We start from the raw sequence: 21,844 nt of genomic DNA on the forward strand, positions 1-21,844 counted from the left end.
AACGGCCGGGCTGATATGAAGGCCGAGAATGTGTCGCAAACATCGGGCGGGCCGCTTCTGTCCAATTCTGGAACTGACACTATAGTCAATAACGGTAAGCGCCTGTTTTACTGGCGGACATCGTTCGCCAAAGTGGGTAGGTCACAAATTTGTCTCCGGAATTTCATCCAAGATGCCATGTTCGACGTCGTCGACGTGCCGATCTCGGCCGCTGTTGCTTGTGACGACTTGCTGACCAACGTGCCGCTGACGTTACGTCAACCTTCGATTCGCGCGTTCGGGATTGTGCGACGACGCCGTGTCAAGAAGGGGGGCTGGCGAGGTGGTCGGCTGCCCTCGAAAACCGGCGGTGACGCGACATTGACCTGAATTCTTGATCTTCCACACCGGTCCTTAATCACATCTGCTGCAAAGCCGTCCCGGCAAGGGGGCGTGGATACCGGTGCTGTTGACGATCAAGACGGAGGATGCGCGGCTCGGCATGTTCGTGCACGGCGTGGCGGGCGGGTGGATCGCCAGCCCGTTCTGGCGCCGTCACTTCGTCCTGACCAAGCCCAGCGAACTCGCCAAATTGCGCGAGGCCGGCATCGCCGAGATCGAGATCGACCTGTCGAAAGGGATCGGCCCGGCGGCCGCGCCCGCGCCGCTGGTGCCGATCGACCTGGACGACATCGCCGAAGACATTGCGCTGCCCGATCCGGAACCCCCGCAGCAATCGCCCCGGCGCCGCCGTGGACCGGCCTCCGCCGAACAGCGCGCGCAAGCGGTCGTCGACGCCTCGAAGGTGGTGGTGAAGGCGATGTTCGACGAGGTGCGGCTGGGCAAGGCGATGAACGTCAATGCCCTGACCCCCGTCGCCGACCAGATCGTCGAATCGGTGACGCGTGATGCAGTCGCGATGCTGAACGTCACGCGGCTGAAGACCAAGGACGAATATACCTACGTCCATTCGATCGCGGTCGCCGCGCTGCTGATCCACTTCGCGCAGACGATGAAGCTGCCGGAGGAAGAGGTCAGTGCGCTCGGGCTCGCCGGTCTGCTCCACGACATCGGCAAGATGGCGGTGCCCAAGGCGCTGCTCGACAAGCCCGGCAAGCTGGAACCGCCGGAAATGGCGGTGCTGCGTCACCACCCGGAAAAGGGCCATGCATTGCTGAGCGCCGGCCCGCCGCTGCCCGAGGTGGTGCTCGACGTATGCCTGCATCATCATGAGCGGTATGACGGGCGGGGCTATCCCAAGGGACTGACCGGGGATCAATTGTCGCTCGCGGCGCGGATGAGTTCGATCTGCGACGTCTATGACGCGATCACCTCGCAGCGGCCCTACAAGCGGCCGTGGTCGCCCAGTGAGGCGCTGTCGCGGATGCGGTCGTGGAGCGGGCATTTCGACACCGAGCTGCTCGATCGCTTCATCGAGAGCATCGGCATCCACCCGGTCGGCGGGCTGGTGCGGCTGCAATCGAGCCGGCTGGCGATGGTGATCGTGGGCAATGACCGCGATCCGACCCAACCGTGCGTGCGCGTCTTCTACGACATCCCCGCGCAGCGCTTCATCGCCCCCCATGACCTGATCGCGACGATCGCGGTCGATCCGATCCACCGTGCCGAATGCGGCCAGCGTTGGTTCGGCGAGCGGTGGGAAACGCTCGCCGCCGAGATCCTCGAAGGCCGCCTGTCGCCGGCCGAATCCTTCATGCCCTCATCCTCTACGCCGAAGGGAGTCCTGTCGTGAGCGCGTCGTCCTCGATCCCGGTGGCGGCGCGGCGCCGTCGCCGTGTACTTGGCTGGTTCGGCGGCGAGGAGGAGGCGACGCCTCCACCGGCGCCCGCGTCGCGGACGCTCGCGCAACAGCGCGCCACCGTGCTGCGCCGGCTGTTCGACGATATCGGCACGTTGATCTTCTCGCACGCGCTCACCCCTTCGCCCTGCGCCTATGGCGTGCTGCACGCTTATGTCTCGGGCGAGGACCCGGGGACGGGCGAGGCGGTCGCCGAAGAATTGCGCAGCGGGCAGGGGTTGAACGACGCCAGCATCGCCCGGATTGCGGCGCGCAACGACGCCGCGCAGGCCGGCGCGCTCAGCAGGATCGCCGACGCGCTGGAGGCGCGGATCGGCGACTGCCTGGCCGCGGTCGGCGAATCGCGTGGCAGCGCGGAGACGTTCGGCAACGCGCTTCATGTCGAGGCCGGGCGGCTGAGCAGCGATCCGCAGGCCACGATCAAGCGGATCATCGGCTTGACCGAGGCCGCGGTCGAGGCGGCGCGGCTGGTCGAAGGGCAGTTGCAGCGCGCGCGCGAGGAGGCCGATACGCTGCGCAACGACCTGCACCGCGCGCGTCAGGCCGCCGAGCACGACCATCTGACCGGGTTGCCCAACCGTCGCAATTTCGAGCAGCGGCTGCGCGAGGTCGCGGGTGGCACGGCGGCGGTCGCGCTGATCGACATCGACGATTTCAAGCAGGTCAACGATCGCTTCGGCCACCCTGCGGGCGACCGGGTGCTAAAGTTCGTCGCCGCCTTCGTGCGGGCGGGGCTGCCGCGCGAGGTGTTGGTAGCGCGCTATGGCGGTGAGGAATTCGCCCTGCTCTTCGGTAACATGTCGGTGGATCAGGCGGTCGCGGCGCTGGACGAGGTGCGCCAGCGTCTGTCGCAACGCTCGCTGGTCCACCAGGAAAGCGGCGCGCCGATCGGCCACATCACCTTCTCCGCCGGCGTCGCGATCGCCGGGCGCGAAGATGCGCTGACCGCCGCCGACCTGGCGCTTTACGCGGCCAAGAACCGCGGCAAGAATCAGGTGGCGCGCGCCGATCCGTAAGGTCGCGTCATCACGAGCGGAGCGGCGCGCTCAGGGTCGGATCGTGACCCCCTCGATCGCCCCGCTACGCTCGCCATGACGGATCAAGCTGACGTCGGGTGGTCGCTCCTCGATCAGGTCGTTCGTCCGTCGCCCCGGACTCGATCCGGGGTCCGGCTTCTTCTTGGCGGCCAAGCTCAAGCGCGATCCGCGACCAAGCCTGACCCGAGCTTCGCCGAAGCGTCGGGATGACCGGATTCGACGGCGGGCGGCGAACGCCGATCGGCTCTGCCATCCCGTTCGACGCGCGTCGCGCTACCGCGCCGCATCCGCGACGCGCGCCCAGGCGGCGATTTCGTCGTCATAGTGGCGCAGCACGCGCAGGTCGCCCGCCCGCGCCTGCGCCAGATCGACCTCGGCGACGCCTTCCCACTCCCAGGTGGCGTTGCCGTGCAGCGTCACCATCGCCGCCTCGGTCGCGCGCGCACGCACCAGTCCGCCCCGGTTGAGCACCGTGACCTGATGGTCGTAGGCAATCCGCCCGGTCAGACAGGCGGCATAGGTCGAGGCTGCCATGGCGCTGCCGCAGCTATCGGTCAGCCCGACTCCGCGCTCGAAGGTGCGCACGAACAATGTGTCGGCGTCGCGCACCTCCACGAACGAGACGTTGGCGCGATTGGGCAGCCAGGCGGGGGCCGCCTCGCAGATCGCGCCGATCGCGACCAGCTCGGCTTCGTCGACCACGTCCACGAACGTCACCAGATGGGGGTTGGGCATCGCCACCGCGGTGAAGCGGCGCGAGCCCGGCAGCGTCGCGAGCGGCGCGTCCACCAGCCGCTCGCCCGCGCCGGTCAGCGGCCAGTGCGCGAGATCGAGCGTCGCCGGACCGGCGGTTTCTTCGACGGTATACACCGCCTCGGCGAGCGGCGCGGCGAACGCCACCGCGGCGTGGCTGGTCTTCAGCCGGGTGGTGGCATGGTCGATCCCCAATGCCTCGAACCCGGCGCGCGCGACGCAGCGCAGTCCGTTCAGGCAGGTCTCCGCCTCCGATCCGTCGCTGTTGAACATCCGCATCCCGAATGCCGCCCCGGCGTCGCCCGCGGTCAGCACCAGCAGCCCGTCGCCGCCGACCGGCCCCGAGCGATCGGCGAGCGCCCGCGCGAGCTGTGCCCAGTCCGGCTCCGAGAGCGTGAGGGCGCGGCCGTCGATCAGCGGAAAGTCGTTGCCCGAGCCGTGGCACTTGGTGAAGCGTATCTGCATCCGCCCTATCTGCTGACGCGCGGGCGCTGCGGCAAGTGGGTCAGGGCAGGCGATAATGGTCCGCGAGCCGATCGAGCGCGAGCGTCAGCACCAGCCGTCCGCTGCGCGTCGGCCAGCCGAGCGCGCGCTCGCTTTCGGGCAGCGACTCGCCCGCACAGACCACGCGCCACAACACGTCGGACAGGCCCGGGCCGACCGCGCCGACCGCCGCGTCGAAGCGACGTTTGGCGGCGAGTTGCGCCGCCGCCGGTTCGAGGCGCTCGCCCGTGCCGCCGTCGACGCGCGGCGCCCAGCGCATCGTCACCGTGGCGCCGAGTGCGGCCCGCTCGTGATCGGCCTGCAACCGCTCGCCCGCCTCGTTCTGGCGCGCGCTCACGAGCTGCCGCGCGGCGAGCCACGCCAGCGACGATTCGCGGCGGTTGACGGTCACGCGCCGCTCGCCGCCGGTTCCCCGGCGGCCGTGCGCGTCGATCGTCTGCTCCACCAGTTCCTGCATCATGTGTTCCTTACCTGCATTACGCCAACGGGCTCGCAGATGTTGGAGGATGTAGGACAGCGGTTTCACATGCGGACTGCTCCCGCGGCACGGACGGCGGCGAGCGTGGGCCAGCCGTTCACCGCCATCAACAGATCGGCCTCCGCCAGCACGCATTTCAGCACATGTGCGCACCCCGCTGCGCCACCGAGCGCCAGTCCGTAGCAATAGGGGCGCCCAAGACCGACGAAATCGGCACCAAGCGCAACCGCCTTGATCAAATCGGTGCCCGAACGCACGCCGCTGTCGAACAAAACCGGCACCCGACCGTCCACGGCCGCTGCGATGGCGGGCAAAAGATCGATCGCCGCGATCCCGCCGTTCGCTTGTCGGCCACCGTGATTGGAAACATAGACACCATCGACGCCCAGATCGATCGCCCGGCGCGCGTCGTCGGGGTGGCAAATGCCCTTCAGGACGATCGGCAAGCGGGTCAGCGAGCGCAACCACGCCATGTCGTCCCATGTCAGAACGCGCCCGAACGTCGCCGCCCAGGTCGCGACCGCCGCCTGCGGATCCTCCTCGGGCGGGCGGGTCAGCAAGGCGCGGAATGCCGGGTCGCTGAAGTAATTCGCGAGCACAAGTCCACGCAATTGCGGGAAATTCCCGGTGTTGAGGTCACGCGGCCGCCACCCGGTCACCCAGGTGTCGAGCGTCACGACGAGCGCCGCATAGCCCGCCGCCTCGGCACGTGCGACGATGCTGGCCGCGACATCGGCGTTGCGGGACGTATATAGCTGGAACAGCGCAGGAACCTCCCCGCACGCCCCGCGCACGTCCTCCAGTGCATCGTTGGCGAGCGTCGAGGCGCAGAACGGCACGCCCGTCTCCGCCGACGCCTTAGCCGCCGCGAGATCGCCATGCCCGTCATCGGTGCAGATACCGTTGACGCCGATCGGGGCCATGAACAGCGGGGAGGGGAGCGCGTGGCCGAACAATGTCGTGGATAAATCGCGGGTTGCGGTATCGACCATCATCCGCGGCACCATCCCCCAACGCGAAAAGGCGGTGGCGTTGACGTTCTGGGTGTATTCGTCGCCGCATCCGCCCTGCACGTAATCGCGCACCGAGGGCGGCCAATGCGCCTCGGCGCGCGCGCGCAGCCCGGCATGGTCGACCGGCCATTCGGGCACGATCCCCGACAGGCCCGCGAAATAGATCGCGTTCTGATAGTCGCCGTATTGCGGCATGATCCTCTCCGTATGGCGGCGGAGAGTGCCGGGCGGCGGCAGGGTTGTCGATGGGGTTGCGGTGGGTGGAGCGTTGGAAAGGTGGGAGATTTTGTCCGTCCTGACACATGCATGTCAGGGGTGGTGCGGCGTCGCGCGGGACGGGAGAGACATGGGCCCCTGCCTTCGCAGGGGCGACGGCGGCCCACGAACCGTCGCCCCTGCGCAGGCAGGGGCCCATGTCTGTCGCCTTCGTCAATCCGGCCGCCCCATGCTCCGACGCGCCTGTGTCCACAGCAGACGCGAAAAAGCCGGCGCACTCTCGCGAGTACGCCGGCTTTTCTCACCACGTCGGTTGCGGCGGGCTTACGCCCCCGCGACTTCCGCGGTGTCGACCTTGATGCCCGGGCCCATCGTCGAGCTGACGGCGACCTTGCGGACATACTTGCCCTTGGCGCCCGACGGCTTGGCCTTCACCACCGCGTCGACCAGCGCGTCGAAGTTGCGACGCAGGTCTTCCTGCGCGAACGACGCCTTGCCGATGCCCGAGTGGATGATGCCGGCCTTCTCGACGCGATACTCGACCTGACCGCCCTTGGCCGCCTTGACGGCTTCCGCGACGTTCATGGTCACCGTGCCCAGCTTCGGGTTCGGCATCAGGCCCTTCGGACCCAGCACCTTACCGAGGCGACCGACGACGCCCATCATGTCCGGGGTCGCGATGCAGCGATCGAAGTCGATCGTGCCGCCCTGGATGGTCTCCATCAGGTCTTCGGCACCGACGACGTCGGCCCCTGCGGCGCGCGCCTCGTCGGCCTTCGCGCCGCGCGCGAACACGCCGACGCGCACCGTCTTGCCGGTGCCGGCCGGGAGCGTGACGACGCCACGGACCATCTGGTCGGCGTGACGCGGATCGACGCCGAGGTTCAGCGCGACCTCGATCGTCTCGTCGAACTTCGAGGTCGCCCCCGACTTCGCCAGCGCGATCGCCTCGTCGACGCCGTGCAGCTTCTCACGATCGATCGTGATGGCCTTCTGCTTCTTGGTCAGCTTCGCCATGATCTCAGCCCTCCACCACTTCGAGGCCCATCGCGCGGGCCGAGCCTTCGATGATCTTGGTCGCCGCGTCGATGTCGTTGGCGTTCAGATCCTTCATCTTCGTCTGCGCGATCTCGGCCAGCTGCGACCGCTTGATCTTGCCCGCCGACACCTTGCCCGGCTCCTTCGAGCCCGACTTCAGGTTCGCCGCCTTCTTGATGAGGAAGGTCGCCGGCGGCGTCTTCGTCACGAACGAGAAGGAACGGTCGGCATAGACGGTGATGACGGTGGGGAGGGGCGCGCCCTTCTCCATCTCGCCAGTCTGTGCGTTGAACGCCTTGCAGAATTCCATGATGTTCACGCCGCGCTGACCCAGCGCCGGACCGATCGGCGGGGAGGGGTTGGCGGAACCGGCCGGGACCTGCAGCTTGATATAGCCTGTGATCTTCTTTGCCATGCGTCTCACTCTGTTACGGGGCGCGTCGTCGCCGTTGCGCCCGGTTCAAGTCTAGCGGTTCGTCCGGGCGCCGCCGTGGCGACACCCTCCCGCACGTTCCAGGTCGATGATGACAGGGAAGCGTGGGCCGATAGCGGATCGCCCCCGATAGCGCAACCGCCCTGTCACCTCCGCGCCACGCATTGGCACCGATTCGGTCTAACATTCATTAATCCAGAGCAGGCGGCGTTGCCCGACCGCTATTGGTTGTCGTAGCGACGAACCATGGCCAGAGCGATTCCACGAACGGGCGCATCCCTCGGCGGCGCACCGCTGTCGCTGAGTCGCACCCCTTGTGCGGCGCTGGCCGAGCATATCGCGCGCTTCTTCGTGACGGTCATCGAGCGGCCCGACGATGCGTTGCTCGACGATTTCCTGCTGCACGAAAACGCGTACGTTCGCGTGCCGCTGGTCGGCTCGTGGGAGACGCTCGTCGACGATCGATGGGTCGGCTATGAAGGGCCGATGCTGTTCGGCGCGCAGGAGCGACGCTTTTCGGTGCGGTGTCGCGGCCCGGTCGTCGCGGCGGGGTTCATGATCCGCCCCGGCGGGTGGTTCTCGTTCTGCGAGGAGCCCGCCGACCGGATGGCCGACCGGCTCACCCCGATCGGGGGCGACTGGGGCGCCGCGCTGCGCTGGGCGACCGAGGACGTCTACGATCACGAACAGACGTTCGCGCGAATGGAGCAGGTGGTGCTCGAACGGGTGATCGTGCGCGCGACCCCCGCGGATGCGGTCAGCGCCGCGTTCGAGCGGATCGCCCGAATCGATCCGGTTCGTCCGGTCGCCGATATCGCGGCGGAGTTCGGCATGTCGGGCCGGCGGCTCGACCGCACGGTACGGGCGCACTTCGGCCACTTGCCCAAGACGGTGCTTCGCCGCAGCCGCTTTCTGGACATGGCGGCGGTGATGCGAGGGTTGGCGGTGCCGACCGCCGACGAACTGGCCGAGTTGCGCTTCTACGACGCTTCGCATCTGAACCGCGAGTTCCGGCAGTTCGTGGGCATGACCCCGGCGCAGTTTCGCCGCTCGCAGACGATGCTGTTCACGCCCGGGCTGGAAGTGCGCCAGCAGCGCAAGCGCGTCGACCTCGCCCCGCATGTCGTCGCGGCGCCGTGGCGCGACGAAGCGGGGGCGGGTGAAGGCGGCAGCGATCGCGCGGGGGGCGTGACGGAGAAGTCGTCATTGCGAGCGTAGCGAGGCAATCCAGGGCGTCCTGGTCTGGCCCTGGATTGCTTCGCTACGCTCGCAATGACGGATATAGTATGGCGTCGCCCCGGATCACCAAGCCCCAGAGCGACGAAGGCCGGCTTACTTGCTGCGCTCGACCTGTTCGAAGTCGAGTTCGACCGGCGTCGCGCGGCCGAAGATGCTGACCGACACCTTGACCTTCGACTTGTCGAAATCGAGTTCCTCGACGGTGCCGTTGAAGCTGGCGAACGGGCCTTCCAGCACCTTGACCGCGTCGCCGATCTCGTAATCAACCTTGACCTTGGTCTTCGGCGCGGCGGCGGCCTCTTCCTTCGAGTTGAGCATCCGCGCCGCCTCGGCATCCGAGATCGGCTGCGGCTTGCCCGACGAGCCGAGGAAGCCGGTGACCTTGGGCGTGTTCTTGACCAGGTGATAGACGTCGTCGTTCATCGCCAGCTTGGCGAGGACATAGCCCGGCATGAACTTGCGCTCGACCGCGATCTTCTTGCCGCGCCGCGCCTCGGTGACCGTCTCGGTCGGCACCTCGATCTGCTCGACCAGCTGTTCGAGGCCCATCCGCGTGGCCTCCGACATGATCGAATCGCGGACCTTGCCCTCGAAGCCCGAGTAGGCGTGGATGATGTACCAGCGCGCCATCTTTTGGAATTCCGTCCTTACTGCGCCAGGCTCAGCAACGCCTTCACGACGGCGTTGAAGATCGAATCGACCGAGAGGAAGAACAGCGCGAGCACCGTTGTCATGATGACGACCATCACGCCGGTCATCACCGTCTCGCGCCCGGTCGGCCAGACGACCTTGGCGGTCTCGGTCCGCACCTGACGGATGAATTCGATCGGGGTCGTCTTCGCCACGAAACTGCGCCCTCGTTGAGCCCGGCCCGATTGAGCCTGAAAATGAAGTCCCGGCATAGGATCGCTACCGCTGCCCGGTCCGAAACCGGGAAGCGGTTGGCAAGCCGTCCGCGCTGTCGGATGAGGTAAGGGACATAAGGTCGTGCACGACAAAAGGCAAGCGGGGCAGGGTGGTGGCCCGGCGCCGGGCGACGCGCACGAAAAAGGGCCGGACGCGATGCGTCCGGCCCCTTCGCAAGATCATCGCACGCCGCCGTTATGGCAGCGCGCGCGTCCGATCAGTTGCTGTCGGAATCGTCGTCGTTGTCGTTGACGATCGCGATCACGCCGATCGCCGCAATGCCGGCGGCGATGATGGCGCCGAACAGGCCGGCACCGGCCAGCTCGCTCTTCTTGGCCGACGGCGACGCGGCGCGCGACTGCGCAACCGACAGGCTGGCGGCCGGGTTGCTGGTCGCGGCGAGCGCCGGGGTGGCGATGAGGCTGAGCGCAGCGGCGCCGGCGAGGATCGAACGCATGGTAGAACTCCCTTGAGTGGCTTTAACCCAGATCGCGCTATGGCGCTGTGCGGCACAACACGCAAGCCGCGTATTGGCTCCAGGTTTACAAAAGGTTTCTGGCAGGAGTGGAGGGACTCGAACCCACGGCCCTCGGTTTTGGAGACCGATGCTCTACCAACTGAGCTACACTCCTGTGCGGGCTGCGCTGTTGAACGTATCCGCCGCGTTCGTCAAGCGATTGCTGGCGCGCGTTCAGGCCGCATGTGTCTGAAGATGGCGCATCGCCAGCGCGCGGGCCTCGATCACCGGCAACGGGCGACCGAAATAATAGCCCTGGATACTGCGGCAGCCCAGTTCCTGCACCAGCCGCAATTCGCTTTCGGTTTCCACCCCTTCGGCGGTGGTGGTCATATCGAGGCTGTCGGCCATCGCCACCACGGCGCGGATGATCGCGATCGCCTCGGCCCGGCCCGCCGCGGCGGTCTGGACGAAGCTGCGGTCGATCTTGATCGAGGAGAAGCGCGTCGAGCTGAGATAGCCCAGCGACGAATAGCCGGTCCCGAAATCGTCGAGGCTGAGCCCGACGCCCAGCGCCAATATGTCGCCGAGCACGCGCGTCGCGCCGGTGCCTTCGCGCAGGAACACGCTTTCGGTCACTTCCAGTTCCAGCCGCCGCGGTGGCAGGCCGCTGTCGGAGAGCGCTTCGGCGACGACGGTGACGAAATGCGGATTGTGGAGCTGCTCGGGCGAGACGTTGACCGCGACATGCACGCCGTCCGGCCATGCCGCCGCCTCGGCACAGGCGGTGCGCACCACCCATTCGCCGATCGGCGCGATCAGCCGCGCCTCCTCGGCGATCGGGATGAACTTGGACGGCGGGATCTGCCCGAAGCCGGGGGTGATGCCAGCGCAGCAGCGCCTCGAACCCGCGCAGCGTGCCGGTGCGCGCATCGACGACGGGCTGATAGGCGAGCGACAATTCCTCGTTGGCCAGCGCCTGGCGCAGCGCCATCTCGAGCACGCGGCGCTCCTCCGCCTCGGCATGGAGCTGCGGCTCGTAGGCGTGGAAGACGCCGCCGCCCTGGTCCTTGGAGCGATAGAGCGCCAGATCGGCGGAGCGGATCAGCGTCTCGGCGCTGCGCCCGTCGCGCGGCGACGTCGCGACGCCGACCGACGCGCCGATGTAGAGCGTATGCTGGTCGACCTCATAGGGACGCGACAGCGTGTCGATGATCGCGCGAGCCAGCCGCTCGACGCGTAGCGGATCGGCCGCGTCGCGCACTACCACCGCAAACTCGTCACCGCCCAGTCGCCCGACGATCTCGCGATCGGCGAGCAATGTCGCGAGCCGTTCCGATACCTTGCCGAGCAACCGGTCGCCGACCGGATGGCCGAGCGTGTCGTTGACCGCCTTGAAGCGATCGAGGTCGATCATCATCAGCGCGCACCGCGTCCGCTCGCGCTCGGCATTGGCGACGGCATCGGCAAGCGCTTCGTTCACTGACAGACGGTTGGGCAGCCCGGTCAGCGTGTCGAACCGCGCCAGCCGCGCGATCTTCTCCGCCGAGGCGCGCTCCTCGGTCACGTCGGAGGCGACGCCGCGGAACCCGCCGAAATGGCCGTCGGCATCCCGGCGGGGCGAGGCGGCGATCCGCCACCAGCGCTGTTCGCCGCGCACCACCACGGGCAGGTTCAGGTCGCGGATCGCTTCGCGATTGCGCAACCGGGTCGCGAGATCGCGCAGCACCGGCGCGACCTGTCCGCTGTCCCAGCCGGTGCCCGCGAGCACTTCCAGCAGCGGTCGTCCCGCCAGTTGCTCGCGCTCCACCCCGCAGGCGGCCGCGAAGCGCGCGCTCGGGTCGAGGATGCGGCGGGATGCATCGGTCTGCCACAGCCAGTCGGGCGAGGATTCGTCGAAGTCGCGCAGCAGCAAGCCGATCGTGCCGTCCCGCTCCATCAGTGTCACCGCCGCGGCGTGCAGCATCGCATGCGCGCGCGCCCGGTCGAAGGTGCTGAGACACAGCAGCGAGGCATAGAGCAGATCGGCGAGCGCGGCGGCGAGATGACCGGTGGCGAGCAGGGTGAGCGCCGCCGTCAGCGTCGTGGTCGCGATGAAGGTGATCGTCATCAGCGGCAGCGACACCATCGCCACGGCATAGACCGTCATGAGCACCGCCAGCACCAGATGCGTCGCGAGCGCGGTCGTGACGTGAAGGTGGGTGCCGAACATGACCGGGACGACGCTCCAGGCCAGCGCCAGCGCCGCGCCCTCCAGTACCGGCGGACGCATCGCGGCGAGATCGGCATAGCCCCCGGCGCGCCCCCGGCAGCGCAGCCGGCGCGCCGTCGCGCCGACCGCCAGCGCGCCGACCACCACTGCCCAGAGCGTCAGCCACGGCATCGGGACGCAATAATCGAGGATCATCACCACCAGCGCGGCGCCGGTGAGATGCGCCGTCAGCAGCAACAGGGCGCGTTGCCGCGCCGCCAGCAATTGCGCCGCGCGAATCCGCCCCCACAGATCGGGATCATCGCCGTTGCTCAGCCCGAACAGCGCGGACGGCGGCGGTTGATGCGCGAGCGGGAAGGGGGATGAGGCTGTCACCCGCCCGTCTTAGGCGCGCTCTGGTTGACGAAGCGTTGCCCGGCATCGTTTTGCCGCGCGGCCGGCAGCGGGGTGCCGCTGTTGATAATCTTCAGAGAATTCAAAGGTAAGGGCGTGCTATGCACTGATGCCGGGACGCGACGCCCGCCCCGAAATATTTGCGGGTCGCCGCCACACACGCCGCCGCCCCGCATCGAATCCGGCGCGACGAGAAGCAAGGACGACGATCCGGCGCGGCACCCGTTACCGGGACGACGGCCGAACCCGGTCAGGCCGCCAGATCGTAGGGCTTGATCTCGCCGGCCAGATAGAGGTTGCGCGCCTTGGCGCGGCTCAGCTTGCCCGAGCTGGTGCGCGGCAGCGTGCGCGGCGGGATCAGTTCGACCACGCAGTTCATGCCGGTCACCGAGCGAACGCGGTCGCGGATCTCATCGCGCAGGCGGACGCGCTCGGCCTCGTCCGAGCTGCGGCACTGCACCAGCACCGCCGGGGTCTCCTCACCACCGGGTGCGGTGATCGCGAAGGCGGCGATGTCGCCGGCCTTGAAGCCGGGCAATTGCTCGACCGCCCATTCGATGTCCTGCGGCCAGTGATTGCGGCCGTTGATGATGATCATGTCCTTGGCGCGGCCGACGATGAAGATATAGCCGTCCGACATGTACCCCATGTCGCCGGTGTCGAGCCAACCATCGACCAGGCACGCGTCGGTCGAGGCCTGATCGCGGAAATAGCCGACCATCACGCTCGGCCCGCGGCACCAGACCTTGCCGATCGCGCCGTCGGGCAGCGGGGTGCCGTCCTCCTCGCGGATCTGGATCTCCATGTCGCGCACCGCCTTGCCGCAGTTCACGATCGCGCGGTAGCGCTGCGGGCGGTCCTCGCCGTGATGCATTCCCGACAGTTCGGTTTCCTCGACCAGCTCGACGCGGATCCCTTCGCCTGGCGGCATCAGCGAGACGGCCAGCGTCGCCTCGGCAAGGCCGTAGCTGGGCAGGAAGGCGGTCGCCTGGAAGCCGGCGTCGGCGAAGGCGTCGACGAACGCCTGCATCACGTCGGGGCGGATCATATCGGCACCGTTGCCCGCCACGCGCCAGCGCGACAGGTCGAAGCGATCCGACGCCTTGGTCTGCGACGAGATACGACGCGCGCAGATGTCATAGCCGAACGTCGGCGAATAGCTGAGCGAGGTGCCCTTGTTCCGGCTGATGAGGTCGAGCCACGACAGCGGGCGGCGCGCGAAATCCTCGGTCTTCAGATAATCGGTCGACACCTGATTGGCGAGCGGCGACAGGAAGCAGCCGACCAGCCCCATGTCGTGATACCAGGGCAGCCACGAAATGCAGCGATCGGTTTCCGCGATCTGCATCCCGTGCGCATGAGCGGCGAGGTTGCTGAGCAAGGCGCGGTGCGTCACCGCGACGCCGTGCGGGAAGCGCGTCGAGCCGCTGGAATATTGCAGGTAGCAGACGTCGTCGGCGCTGGCGGCGGGCAGTTCGGCGGCCGGGGCGGTGCGCGTCGCGAACTCGGTCCAGTCGACCCCGACGACGCCCGATGCCTCGGCGGCGGCGCCGGCCAGTTGCGCCAGTTCGGCCGGGTAGATCAGCAGCTTCGGATCGCAGCTCGCCAGCTGGACGCGCAGCTGGTCGATATAGGATTCGCGCCCGCCGAACGAGGTCGGCAGTGGCAACGGCACCGGCCATGCGCCGGCCAGCACCGCGCCGAAGAACAGCGCGCCGAACTCCGCGCTCGTCTCCGCGACCAGCGCGACACGATCGCCCACGCCGACGCCCGCGGCGATCAGGCGCAGGGCCGCGTCATGCGCGTCGTCGCGCAGCTGCGCGAAGGGATAGGCGCGCACCAGCGTGCCGCGCGCATCGTGGAAGTTCAGCCCGCGTACCCCGCTGGCGGCGTAATCGAGTGCCTCGCCCAGCGTGGTGAAATCCGAGAAGCGGCGCGGCAGCCGGTCCTCGGTCGGGGTGGCCGTCGGCGCAACCGTCGCGGGAGCGGTCATCGTGGCGGGGTCGATCGTCATCCTGTGTTCCTGTCGCACCTGTCACGCGTGCGCAATGGTTGAGCGGCAAAAATGGCGGTTTGCCGGATGTGTTAAAATTTTGAGCATCAGAATCTACGGTCAGTGTGGCACAATCAAGGCGTGGCCTTGACATCATCCTCCACGCGCGGACCGCGCCGTAACCCGCCGCCACTCGATGCCGGCGCGCTGGAGCGGCTCGCGTTGCGCTATGTCGAGCGGTTCGCGACGTCGCGCGGCAAGCTCTCCGACTATCTTGCCCGCAAGATCCGCGAGCGCGGCTGGGACGGCGCCCCGGTCGATCCGCGCGACGTGGCGCAGCGGATGGCCGACGCCGGCTATGTCGACGATCGCAGTTTCGCCGAGCAGAAGGGCGCCGCGCTGGCACGACGAGGATATGGAGCCCGCCGCGTCGCCGACACGCTGCGCGCTGCCGGACTGGAGGAAGAGGATCGCGCCCCGGTGCTGGAAGAAGCGCGTGCCACCGCGCTCGAAAGCGCGCTGCGGCTGGCGCGGCGCAAGCGGATCGGGCCGTTCGCTGCGGTGCGCGCCGATTCCCGCGAACGCGAGCGTCATCTCGCCGCCCTGTTGCGGGCCGGACATGATCCGGGAACCGCGCGGCGCGTGGTGGACAGCGCACCCGGCGACATTCCAGAACTAGACTGACATATCCCGGCTTGCTTTCGATCATGGTGCAGTGCACCGATGTGAACCGGGGATGAAGAGAGGGGCAGGACGCGACGTGCACGATGGGCCCGGCACACCGAGCGGCGGCGTGGAAGCGCGCGCCGAGACGAGCGAGGGTGGCCCGCCGCCGATCGCGCTGACGGGCGTGCTGAAATGGTTCGACGCCACCCGCGGCTTCGGCTTCATCGTCCCCGACGATTCGACGATGGGCGACGTGCTGCTGCATTTCAGCGTGCTGCAGGCCTATGGCCGCCGCACCCTGCCCGAAGGGACGCGCTTGCAGGGGCTGGCAGCGCAAGGCCCGCGTGGATGGCAGGCGGTCGAGATTTCCGCGCTCGATCTTGCCGCCGCGACCGAGACGGTGCGCGACCGTGATCGCGAGCGGCTGTCGCCGGAGGTCGCATCCGACGATGCCGCGGCACAGGCGCAGTGGGAAGACGTCAGCGTCAAATGGTTCAACCGGATCAAGGGCTACGGCTTTCTCGTCGCGCTGGCGCGGCCGGGCGATATCTTCGTGCATATGGAAACGTTGCGCCGCGCCGGGATCGCGGATGTCGAGCCCGAGCAGCGGCTGCGCGCGCGCGTGGTGCAGGGGCGAAAGGGGCCGCTCGCGGTCGGCGTCGCCGCACCCGAGTGACAGCGGAATGCCACGGGGCATTGAACGGGCGCGCGCACGCGGGTAAGCGAGGCGCCACGATGGGCATCAATCTCAACCCCTTCACCTGGTGGAACGGCGCAAGCTGGGGCACCATCCTCTATGGCCTGCGGGGCAAGCGTCAGGTGGGCGAGGATTATCTCGGCAACACCTATTGGGAGGGCGGCCGCGACACCGCGGGCGAACCGCGCCGCTGGGTGATCTATTCGGGCGCCAACGACGTCAGCCGCGTGCCGCCGGAATGGTTCAGCTGGCTCCACCGGCAGGTGGACGGCGTGCCGACCGACGTGCTGCCGCCACCGCGGCCGTGGGAGAAACCCGCCGTGCCGAACATGACCGGCACCGCCTTCGCCTATCGCCCGCAGGGCGCGCTGGAGAAGGGCGGCAACCGCGCCGCCGCGACCGGCGATTATGAGGCGTGGAGCCCCGACGCGTGAAGCGCGCGCTCGCGATCGGCGGGCTGGTGGTGGTGGCAGCGGCGGGGGTGACCTGGGCAGGGCTGAGCCTGCGCTCCGACCCGCAGGCGCCGACGCCCGACGCGCCGATCGTGAGCAAGGCGGTGCCCGACACGCTGCCCGACGCCGCGCCGACGCCGGCCGCCGATGAGGTGCAGGCGGATACGCAGGATACGCCCGTCGATTCCGGCACGACCCCGATGGCGCAGCGCGTCGCGGTGCTGGGGCTGCTCAACAAGCGTAATGGCGTCAGCCGCGAACTGTCGCTGCGTCCCGGACAGGCGGGGCGGGTCGGCGACGTGATCGTGCGGCTGCGCGCCTGCGAGAAGACCGCGCCCTGGGAGCCGGAGCAACTGACCGGCGCCTTCGTGCAACTCGACGTCCGCGGTGCCGACGCGCATTGGCGGCGCGTCTTCTCGGGCTGGCTCTACAAAGAGCGTCCGGCGCTCAACGTCGTGATCCATCCGGTCTATGACGTCTGGCCAAGGAGCTGCACCACGACATTCCCCGGTACCGCGCCGTCGGTCCCGGCCGCCGCGTCGAGCGCGAAGAAGTCGCCCGCACCGTCGTCGTCGACCGCAACGGCGGACGACGACGGCGCTGCCGACGAACCGGTCGAGGAAAGCGCCGCATCCAGCAACGCCATGTAATCGGCGCGATCGATCTCCTGCGCGCCAAGCGAGGCGAGGTGTGCGGTCATGAACTGGCAGTCGAGCAGCGAAAAGCCGCCCGCGCGCAATCTGGCCACCAGCGACGCGATCGCGACTTTCGAGGCGTTGGGCGCGCGGCTGACCATGCTCTCGCCAAAAAAGGCGCGGCCGAGTGCAAGGCCGTAGAGGCCACCGACCAGCCGGTCCCCGTCCCAGCACTCGACCGAATGCGCGTGGCCCAGCGCATGGAGGCGCAAGAACGCCTCTTCGATCATTGCGTTGATCCATGTGTCGGGGCGATCCTCGGCCGCCTCCGCACAGAGCTTGATGATTCGGGGGAAGTCGCGGTCGACGGTCACCCGAAAGCGGTCGGCAGCGATCACGCGTCGCAGCGAGCGCGACAGGTGGAAAGCATCGAGCGGTAGGATGGCGCGGCGGCGCGGCTCCACCCAATAGATGCTGGCGGCATCGCGGCTGTCGGCCATCGGGAAGACGCCGACCGAATAGGCGCCGAGCAACAGCCCCGGATCGAGGGTCCCCGTGCCGCTCAAGCGCGACGCTGCTCGATCGCTCGCCATAGTTGTGCGAAGGCCACCGCGGCCGGGCTCCGCGGCGCCGCGAGGCCGGTTGGCAGCCGCTGCGCCGTGGCATTCTCGACCGCGCTGGCCATCGGGATCACCGGCCAGTCGGGATTGCGCGCGATCGCCTCCGCATGAAGCGCGCGGCGGCGGTCGACCATCATGTGCACGGGGAAGATCGGCACCTGCCCGCCGAATTCGCGATCGAGCGTCGCAAACGCCTGTTGCGAGAAAGCCGAGGGCACGACCGGCACCACCAGCAGGTCGGCGGCGCGCACCACCTGGTCTGAGGTCTCGGTCAACCCCGGCGGGCAATCGAGCACCACCGTGTCGTGATCGCCCAGCTCGCCCACCAGCTTGCGCAAGCGGCGCTTCTTGTCGAGTTCGCGCAACTGATGGTTCAGGTCGCGCAGCGACGCATCCGCCGGCAGCAGGTCGAGCCGGTCGAATGCGGTCTTGGCGATCAGCTTGCCCGGCGACACGCCCTTGGCGAACAGCGCGCCGGCGCGGTCGTGCGCGCGGCCGTCGCCGAGCGTCCAGGTCGCCGAGCCTTGCGGATCGAGGTCCCACAGCAAGGTGCGACGCGCCGACAGCGTCGCTGCGCACCAGGCGAGATTGATCGCCAGCGTCGTTTTGCCGACGCCGCCCTTCACGCTGTAAATCGCCACCGTCGTCATGCGCGCGACGCTACGGTCCGGCCGGACACAGGGCAAGGAAGATGATGCAGATGAGGTTCACGGCGCGCCACCGTGGGTCAGGTACTGCACGGTGAAGTGTCGTTCGGCCGTAGCTCGACGCCGAACCGTCACCGCGGGCTTGATCCGGGGTCCCGGGCCGAGCCCGGGACGACAAGAGGAAGTAAGTGGATGACCCTTACGAGTGGCAGACCAGCTCGGGCTTGCCCGGACGGGTCAGCTTCACCTCGCTGGTGGTGCCGGTCATCTTCCAGCCGCCCTCGGCGGTCAGCGGGTCGCCGGCCTTTTCGGCCTTCAGCATGGTGGGGGTGCCGCCCTTTTCGGTGCGGACCACCGCCTGCTTGTCGCCATCGAAGAAGGTGACATAGGCCAGGCTCTGATCCTTGCAGCGCATGGTCTTGTCGGCCTTGATCGCGGGCGGCAGCTCGACCGGCGCCGCATTGGCGAGCGTCGAGGCCATCGGATCGGGGTTGCTGTCCAGCACCTGCGGCGAGGACGGTTCGGAATTGCAAGCCGACAGCGCCAGCAGGGCGGCGGCCACCGAGAGGGGGAGGAGCTTCTGCATAGTAAGCGCCGCTTCGCCGATGCAGTTTACTCCGTCAAGTCACGGTTTGTTGCGGTGCATCAGCGCGGGGGTCATTCGTGGAATTCGTCCATGTCCGGAATGCGTCCGAACGCAATCTTCGTGCCCACCCGGTCCAGCCGCCCGCCATGCATCGCCCCGACCGACACGGCATGGCGGCCGAATCGCTCGTTGATCCGGTCCATCGCGCGGCTGAGCGCCAATCCGCGCGTCTCGCGCGCCAGCGGATCGTCGGCAGGCAGATGCGCGAACAGCGAATGTTGCTCGGCGGTGACCGGCTCGATTTCGGCCAGCGTCACCCCGATCATCCGGCATCCGCTGCGGTGCACCACTTCCTGCGCCCGCAGCCGCGGAAGCAAGGTGTCGAGCACCGAGAGCACCGCGAAACTGTCCTGTGTCGCTGGCAGCTTCGCGGAAGTGCGCCACACGCTCTTGTCGTCCTCGAACCGTGCGTGGAGCACCAGCAGCCGCGCGCGATACGCCTTGCGGCGCAACCGGCTGGCCGCCTTCAGCGCCAGCCGCCGCGCGGTCAGCCGCACCGCGCCATAGCCGCGTTTGCCGGGTGACAGGACGTGGCTGTGACCGATCGTGCGGCTTTGCGTCGCCTTCTCGGCCAGATCGACGCCGTGGAGCAGATACCAGAGCCGGTCGCCGTTGGTGCCGCCCCAGGCATGGCCGGCGTCGCGCGGGCGGCGCGCGAGCAATTGCTCGATGTCGTTGATGCCGTCGCGCGCCAGCCGCCGCTCCATCTTCGCGCCGATCCCGCTGATGTCGCGCAGTGACAGGCGGTAGAGGGCGTGCGGCAGATCGGCGGCCTCGAACACCACCAGCCCGTCGGGCTTGTGCAGGTCGGACGCGAGCTTGGCGAGCAACCGGTTGGGCGCGATCCCGACCGATGAGGTCAGGCACCCGCCGACCTTCTCGCGGATGCCGCGCTTGATCCGAATCGCCAGCGCCTCGGCGTGCGTGCGGTCGTTCTCGTTGTCGAGCAGCCGGCACGCGACTTCGTCGATCGAACAGACCTTCGTCACCGGAATATGCCGCTCGATCTCGGCGATGATCGCATGGTGGAATTCGACGTAGCGCTCGTGCCGTGCGGGCGTGACGACCAGTTCGCGGCAGCGTTGCTTCGCCTCCCATACCGGCGTGCCCGTCGAGATGCCGAAGCGCTTGGCCTCCACCGACGCGGCGATCGCGACGGTCGTGTCGGTGCCGACCGGCGCGACGATGATCGGCCGCCCGCGCAGGCTGGGCTGCAACTGCTGCTCGACGCTCGCAAAATAGCTGTTCAGGTCGAGGAACAGCCAGCGCAGCGGACGGGGTGGCAGGTCGGGCATCGGCGACTCGATGGCTGAAACATATCAGGAACATGGCAGATCGTGGGGTAATTGGCGAGCGGCGCGAAGGCGGGAGTGGGTGGCCGATAGTTTCAATCGCTTGCGCATCGACCGGCCCGCCCGCATCTACGCGGTCATGCATACCACTACCGACACGCTGGCTCTGATCGGCAACACGCCGCTCGTCCGTCTGAAGGGGCCGAGCGAGGCGACCGGCTGCGACATCTTCGGGAAATGTGAATTCGCCAATCCGGGTGCGAGCGTGAAGGATCGCGCCGCCTTGTTCATCGTCAACGATGCCGAGGAGCGCGGCGTGCTGGCCCCCGGTGGCACGATCGTCGAGGGAACGGCGGGCAATACCGGGATCGGGTTGGCGCTGGTCGCCAATGCGAAGGGCTATCGGACCATCATCGTGATGCCCGATACCCAATCCAAGGAGAAAATGGACACGTTGCGCGCGCTCGGTGCCGAGCTGGTGACGGTTCCGGCCGCGCCATATTCGTCTTCGGCGCATTTCGTCCACACATCGCGCCGGATCGCGGAGGAGACGCCGGGCGCGATCTGGGCCAACCAGTTCGACAACATCGCCAACCGCCGCGCGCACATCGTCGGTACCGCCGAGGAGATCTGGACGCAGATGGACGGTCGGATCGACGGCTTCACCTGCGCGGTCGGCACCGGCGGCACGTTCGCGGGCGTCGGGCTGGGGTTGAAGGCGCACGATCCCGACGTGTGCATCGCGCTCAGCGACCCGCACGGCGCGGCGCTCTACGAATATTATGCGTGCGGCGAGCTGCGCGCCGAGGGTTCGTCGGTCGCCGAAGGGATCGGGCAGGGGCGGATCACCGCCAATCTTGAGGGCGCCCCGGTCGACGCGCAATTCCGTATCCCCGATCAGGAGGGGCTGGACTGGACCGATCGGCTGCTGCGCGAGGAAGGGCTGTGCCTGGGCCTGTCGTCGGGGATCAATGTTGCGGGTGCGGTGCGGCTGGCGCGGCAGCTCGGGCCGGGCAAGCGAATCGCGACGATCCTGTGCGACACCGGCTTTCGTTATCTCTCGACGCTCTACGATCCGGCGTGGCTGGCATCGAAGGGGCTGGTGCGCGGAGCGGCGTTAACGAATTGATCGACACTCGCGCGACGATCGGTTAGAAATGCGCGACCGATGAAGGCTCCTCTCAAAGATAAAGCCGCCGTCGAACGGCAACAGGCGGAACAGACCCGGCAGCGCGTGCGCGTCGGCATGATCGGTCTGGCGGCGGTCGTGCTGTTGATCGGGCTGGCGAGCGCGATCTTTTCTTCGGTCAATCAGCAGCAACCCGTCAGCGTGACGGGTGCCGCCCAACCGGAACTGGTCGCCAACATGAGCGCGCCTGCCTCCGCCCCCACGGCGGCGCCCACCAACGAGCCGCTCGCCGAAATGGGCGTGACGCCCGGCGCCGCGCCGACCCCCTCTACCGTCGAGCCGCAACCGCAGGCCCCCGCGCAGCCCACGTCCGACGCGTCGTCGACCAACGGCATGTTGTGATCGGCACGCCGCGGCCCGTGTCCGCGGCGATCCTTAAGCCGATTCGAATCAACTTGCCCGTTCCCATGTCCCGGCGGTCGCCAATTCCATGCCGTGCGCGCCGCACGGCCGCGGGGATTCGCCGGGGAAATCCGGGGAAGAGGTGCCCGAACACGGAAAAACCCGGGTCAGGCGGGTGTCTCGGGGCC

The 21,844-nt window shown here is 68.2% G+C and carries 23 protein-coding genes, 1 tRNA gene and 2 pseudogenes; 10 read left to right on the top strand and 16 right to left on the bottom strand.

What is annotated here, in order from left to right:
• The first annotated feature begins 177 nt into the window (after window positions 1-177).
• From PGN16_RS15340 to PGN16_RS15350, 3 genes are all read left to right on the top strand, one after another.
• Entirely contained in the window at window positions 178-369 is a 192-nt protein-coding gene (locus tag PGN16_RS15340; protein WP_335310229.1) for a hypothetical protein, read from the top strand.
• Between the two features lie 79 nt (window positions 370-448).
• Window positions 449-1,732 carry an HD-GYP domain-containing protein gene (locus tag PGN16_RS15345; protein ID WP_335310230.1) on the top strand — a complete coding sequence of 428 codons (1,284 nt, stop codon included), beginning with the start codon at window positions 449-451 and terminating at the stop codon, window positions 1,730-1,732.
• Window positions 1,729-2,814, top strand: coding sequence for a GGDEF domain-containing protein (locus PGN16_RS15350; protein ID WP_335310231.1), 1,086 nt, complete (start codon window positions 1,729-1,731; stop codon window positions 2,812-2,814). The genes PGN16_RS15345 and PGN16_RS15350 overlap by 4 nt, the downstream gene beginning before the upstream one ends.
• Before the next feature lie 294 nt (window positions 2,815-3,108).
• Here PGN16_RS15350 and dapF read toward each other — a convergent pair whose 3' ends face one another.
• From dapF to rplK, 5 genes are all read right to left on the bottom strand, one after another.
• A complete protein-coding gene (dapF, locus tag PGN16_RS15355; RefSeq protein WP_335310232.1) occupies window positions 3,109-4,053 on the bottom strand; it encodes a diaminopimelate epimerase in 945 nt (314 codons plus the stop codon).
• A gap of 40 nt (window positions 4,054-4,093) precedes the next feature.
• Window positions 4,094-4,549 carry a DUF6456 domain-containing protein gene (locus PGN16_RS15360; protein ID WP_335310233.1) on the bottom strand — a complete coding sequence of 152 codons (456 nt, stop codon included), beginning with the start codon at window positions 4,547-4,549 and terminating at the stop codon, window positions 4,094-4,096.
• 65 nt (window positions 4,550-4,614) lie between these two features.
• Window positions 4,615-5,778, bottom strand: coding sequence for an alpha-hydroxy-acid oxidizing protein (locus PGN16_RS15365; protein WP_335310234.1), 1,164 nt, complete (start codon window positions 5,776-5,778; stop codon window positions 4,615-4,617).
• A 345-nt stretch (window positions 5,779-6,123) separates the two neighbouring features.
• Window positions 6,124-6,816, bottom strand: coding sequence for a 50S ribosomal protein L1 (rplA, locus tag PGN16_RS15370; protein ID WP_335310235.1), 693 nt, complete (start codon window positions 6,814-6,816; stop codon window positions 6,124-6,126).
• Between the two features lie 4 nt (window positions 6,817-6,820).
• Window positions 6,821-7,252, bottom strand: coding sequence for a 50S ribosomal protein L11 (gene rplK / locus PGN16_RS15375; protein WP_028966921.1), 432 nt, complete (start codon window positions 7,250-7,252; stop codon window positions 6,821-6,823).
• Window positions 7,253-7,516: 264 nt separating this feature from the next.
• On the opposite strand from rplK, the gene PGN16_RS15380 reads away from it, so the two are divergent.
• On the top strand, window positions 7,517-8,488 hold the full coding sequence (locus tag PGN16_RS15380; RefSeq protein ID WP_335310236.1) for a helix-turn-helix domain-containing protein: 972 nt from the start codon (window positions 7,517-7,519) through the stop codon (window positions 8,486-8,488).
• A gap of 114 nt (window positions 8,489-8,602) precedes the next feature.
• Here the strand turns inward: PGN16_RS15380 and nusG are convergent, their stop codons facing one another.
• The 7 genes and pseudogenes from nusG to PGN16_RS15415 form a co-directional block, all read right to left on the bottom strand.
• The gene (gene nusG / locus PGN16_RS15385; RefSeq protein ID WP_022687599.1) at window positions 8,603-9,139 is read right to left on the bottom strand and encodes a transcription termination/antitermination protein NusG; all 537 of its coding nucleotides are present in this window, start codon (window positions 9,137-9,139) and stop codon (window positions 8,603-8,605) included.
• Between the two features lie 17 nt (window positions 9,140-9,156).
• Complete coding sequence (gene secE, locus PGN16_RS15390) at window positions 9,157-9,354, bottom strand: preprotein translocase subunit SecE (RefSeq protein WP_184039926.1); 198 nt, start codon at window positions 9,352-9,354, stop codon at window positions 9,157-9,159.
• A 278-nt stretch (window positions 9,355-9,632) separates the two neighbouring features.
• Window positions 9,633-9,872, bottom strand: coding sequence for a hypothetical protein (locus tag PGN16_RS15395; RefSeq protein ID WP_335310237.1), 240 nt, complete (start codon window positions 9,870-9,872; stop codon window positions 9,633-9,635).
• 99 nt (window positions 9,873-9,971) lie between these two features.
• A tRNA-Trp gene (locus tag PGN16_RS15400) sits at window positions 9,972-10,047 on the bottom strand.
• A 59-nt stretch (window positions 10,048-10,106) separates the two neighbouring features.
• Window positions 10,107-10,898, bottom strand: coding sequence for an EAL domain-containing protein (locus PGN16_RS15405; RefSeq protein WP_335310238.1), 792 nt, complete (start codon window positions 10,896-10,898; stop codon window positions 10,107-10,109).
• Window positions 10,798-12,279 (bottom strand): annotated as a pseudogene (locus PGN16_RS15410) (diguanylate cyclase domain-containing protein); the annotation flags it as partial. The pseudogene PGN16_RS15410 and the gene PGN16_RS15405, both read right to left, overlap by 101 nt.
• 448 nt (window positions 12,280-12,727) lie before the next feature.
• Window positions 12,728-14,491 (bottom strand): fatty acyl-AMP ligase, encoded by a 1,764-nt coding sequence (locus PGN16_RS15415; protein WP_335310239.1) that lies wholly within the window; start codon window positions 14,489-14,491, stop codon window positions 12,728-12,730.
• A gap of 126 nt (window positions 14,492-14,617) precedes the next feature.
• Here PGN16_RS15415 and PGN16_RS15420 point away from each other — a divergent pair, with 126 nt between their 5' ends.
• From PGN16_RS15420 to PGN16_RS15435, 4 genes and pseudogenes are all read left to right on the top strand, one after another.
• A complete protein-coding gene (locus PGN16_RS15420) occupies window positions 14,618-15,154 on the top strand; it encodes a regulatory protein RecX (RefSeq protein ID WP_335310240.1) in 537 nt (178 codons plus the stop codon).
• A gap of 76 nt (window positions 15,155-15,230) precedes the next feature.
• Window positions 15,231-15,812, top strand: a complete 582-nt coding sequence (locus tag PGN16_RS15425) for a cold shock domain-containing protein (RefSeq protein WP_335310241.1) — start codon at window positions 15,231-15,233, stop codon at window positions 15,810-15,812.
• A 59-nt stretch (window positions 15,813-15,871) separates the two neighbouring features.
• Complete coding sequence (locus PGN16_RS15430; protein ID WP_335310242.1) at window positions 15,872-16,267, top strand: NADH:ubiquinone oxidoreductase subunit NDUFA12; 396 nt, start codon at window positions 15,872-15,874, stop codon at window positions 16,265-16,267.
• Window positions 16,268-16,485: 218 nt separating this feature from the next.
• Window positions 16,486-16,719: pseudogene (locus tag PGN16_RS15435) on the top strand (DUF2155 domain-containing protein); the annotation flags it as partial.
• Between the two features lie 35 nt (window positions 16,720-16,754).
• Here the strand turns inward: PGN16_RS15435 and aat are convergent.
• The 4 genes from aat to PGN16_RS15455 all read right to left on the bottom strand — a co-directional run bounded on the left by aat (window position 16,755) and on the right by PGN16_RS15455 (window position 20,128).
• Window positions 16,755-17,486, bottom strand: coding sequence for a leucyl/phenylalanyl-tRNA--protein transferase (aat, locus tag PGN16_RS15440; RefSeq protein WP_335310243.1), 732 nt, complete (start codon window positions 17,484-17,486; stop codon window positions 16,755-16,757).
• On the bottom strand, window positions 17,483-18,190 hold the full coding sequence (locus tag PGN16_RS15445; protein WP_335310244.1) for a ParA family protein: 708 nt from the start codon (window positions 18,188-18,190) through the stop codon (window positions 17,483-17,485). The genes aat and PGN16_RS15445 overlap by 4 nt, the downstream gene beginning before the upstream one ends.
• Window positions 18,191-18,386: 196 nt before the next feature.
• Window positions 18,387-18,773, bottom strand: a complete 387-nt coding sequence (locus PGN16_RS15450; protein WP_335310245.1) for a hypothetical protein — start codon at window positions 18,771-18,773, stop codon at window positions 18,387-18,389.
• A gap of 71 nt (window positions 18,774-18,844) precedes the next feature.
• Window positions 18,845-20,128: a Y-family DNA polymerase gene (locus PGN16_RS15455; RefSeq protein WP_335310246.1), complete on the bottom strand. Its 1,284-nt coding sequence runs from the start codon at window positions 20,126-20,128 to the stop codon at window positions 18,845-18,847.
• 136 nt (window positions 20,129-20,264) lie between these two features.
• On the opposite strand from PGN16_RS15455, the gene PGN16_RS15460 reads away from it, so the two are divergent.
• Together PGN16_RS15460 and PGN16_RS15465 are read left to right on the top strand one after the other, a co-directional pair.
• The gene (locus PGN16_RS15460; protein WP_335310362.1) at window positions 20,265-21,254 is read left to right on the top strand and encodes a cysteine synthase A; all 990 of its coding nucleotides are present in this window, start codon (window positions 20,265-20,267) and stop codon (window positions 21,252-21,254) included.
• Window positions 21,255-21,293: 39 nt separating this feature from the next.
• The gene (locus tag PGN16_RS15465) at window positions 21,294-21,656 is read left to right on the top strand and encodes a hypothetical protein (protein WP_335310247.1); all 363 of its coding nucleotides are present in this window, start codon (window positions 21,294-21,296) and stop codon (window positions 21,654-21,656) included.
• The last annotated feature ends 188 nt before the right edge of the window (window positions 21,657-21,844 follow it).

The sequence above is a fragment of the Sphingomonas phyllosphaerae genome (genome assembly GCF_036946485.1).
GTDB lineage: Bacteria > Pseudomonadota > Alphaproteobacteria > Sphingomonadales > Sphingomonadaceae > Sphingomonas > Sphingomonas phyllosphaerae_E.

What these genes read in the sequence shown, in the direction of transcription:
- PGN16_RS15340 (WP_335310229.1), top strand. Translation starts at nt 178, where the DNA reads ATGTTCGACGTCGTCGACGTGCCGATCTCGGCCGCTGTTGCTTGTGAC.
- dapF (WP_335310232.1), bottom strand. Translation starts at nt 4,053, where the DNA reads ATGCAGATACGCTTCACCAAGTGCCACGGCTCGGGCAACGACTTTCCG.
- PGN16_RS15360 (WP_335310233.1), bottom strand. Translation starts at nt 4,549, where the DNA reads ATGCAGGAACTGGTGGAGCAGACGATCGACGCGCACGGCCGCCGGGGA.
- PGN16_RS15365 (WP_335310234.1), bottom strand. Translation starts at nt 5,778, where the DNA reads ATGCCGCAATACGGCGACTATCAGAACGCGATCTATTTCGCGGGCCTG.
- rplA (WP_335310235.1), bottom strand. Translation starts at nt 6,816, where the DNA reads ATGGCGAAGCTGACCAAGAAGCAGAAGGCCATCACGATCGATCGTGAG.
- rplK (WP_028966921.1), bottom strand. Translation starts at nt 7,252, where the DNA reads ATGGCAAAGAAGATCACAGGCTATATCAAGCTGCAGGTCCCGGCCGGT.
- PGN16_RS15380 (WP_335310236.1), top strand. Translation starts at nt 7,517, where the DNA reads ATGGCCAGAGCGATTCCACGAACGGGCGCATCCCTCGGCGGCGCACCG.
- nusG (WP_022687599.1), bottom strand. Translation starts at nt 9,139, where the DNA reads ATGGCGCGCTGGTACATCATCCACGCCTACTCGGGCTTCGAGGGCAAG.
- PGN16_RS15395 (WP_335310237.1), bottom strand. Translation starts at nt 9,872, where the DNA reads ATGCGTTCGATCCTCGCCGGCGCCGCTGCGCTCAGCCTCATCGCCACC.
- PGN16_RS15405 (WP_335310238.1), bottom strand. Translation starts at nt 10,898, where the DNA reads ATGCCGAGGCGGAGGAGCGCCGCGTGCTCGAGATGGCGCTGCGCCAGG.
- PGN16_RS15415 (WP_335310239.1), bottom strand. Translation starts at nt 14,491, where the DNA reads ATGACGATCGACCCCGCCACGATGACCGCTCCCGCGACGGTTGCGCCG.
- PGN16_RS15430 (WP_335310242.1), top strand. Translation starts at nt 15,872, where the DNA reads ATGGGCATCAATCTCAACCCCTTCACCTGGTGGAACGGCGCAAGCTGG.
- PGN16_RS15445 (WP_335310244.1), bottom strand. Translation starts at nt 18,190, where the DNA reads ATGACGACGGTGGCGATTTACAGCGTGAAGGGCGGCGTCGGCAAAACG.
- PGN16_RS15450 (WP_335310245.1), bottom strand. Translation starts at nt 18,773, where the DNA reads ATGCAGAAGCTCCTCCCCCTCTCGGTGGCCGCCGCCCTGCTGGCGCTG.
- PGN16_RS15455 (WP_335310246.1), bottom strand. Translation starts at nt 20,128, where the DNA reads ATGCCCGACCTGCCACCCCGTCCGCTGCGCTGGCTGTTCCTCGACCTG.
- PGN16_RS15460 (WP_335310362.1), top strand. Translation starts at nt 20,265, where the DNA reads ATGCATACCACTACCGACACGCTGGCTCTGATCGGCAACACGCCGCTC.
- PGN16_RS15465 (WP_335310247.1), top strand. Translation starts at nt 21,294, where the DNA reads ATGAAGGCTCCTCTCAAAGATAAAGCCGCCGTCGAACGGCAACAGGCG.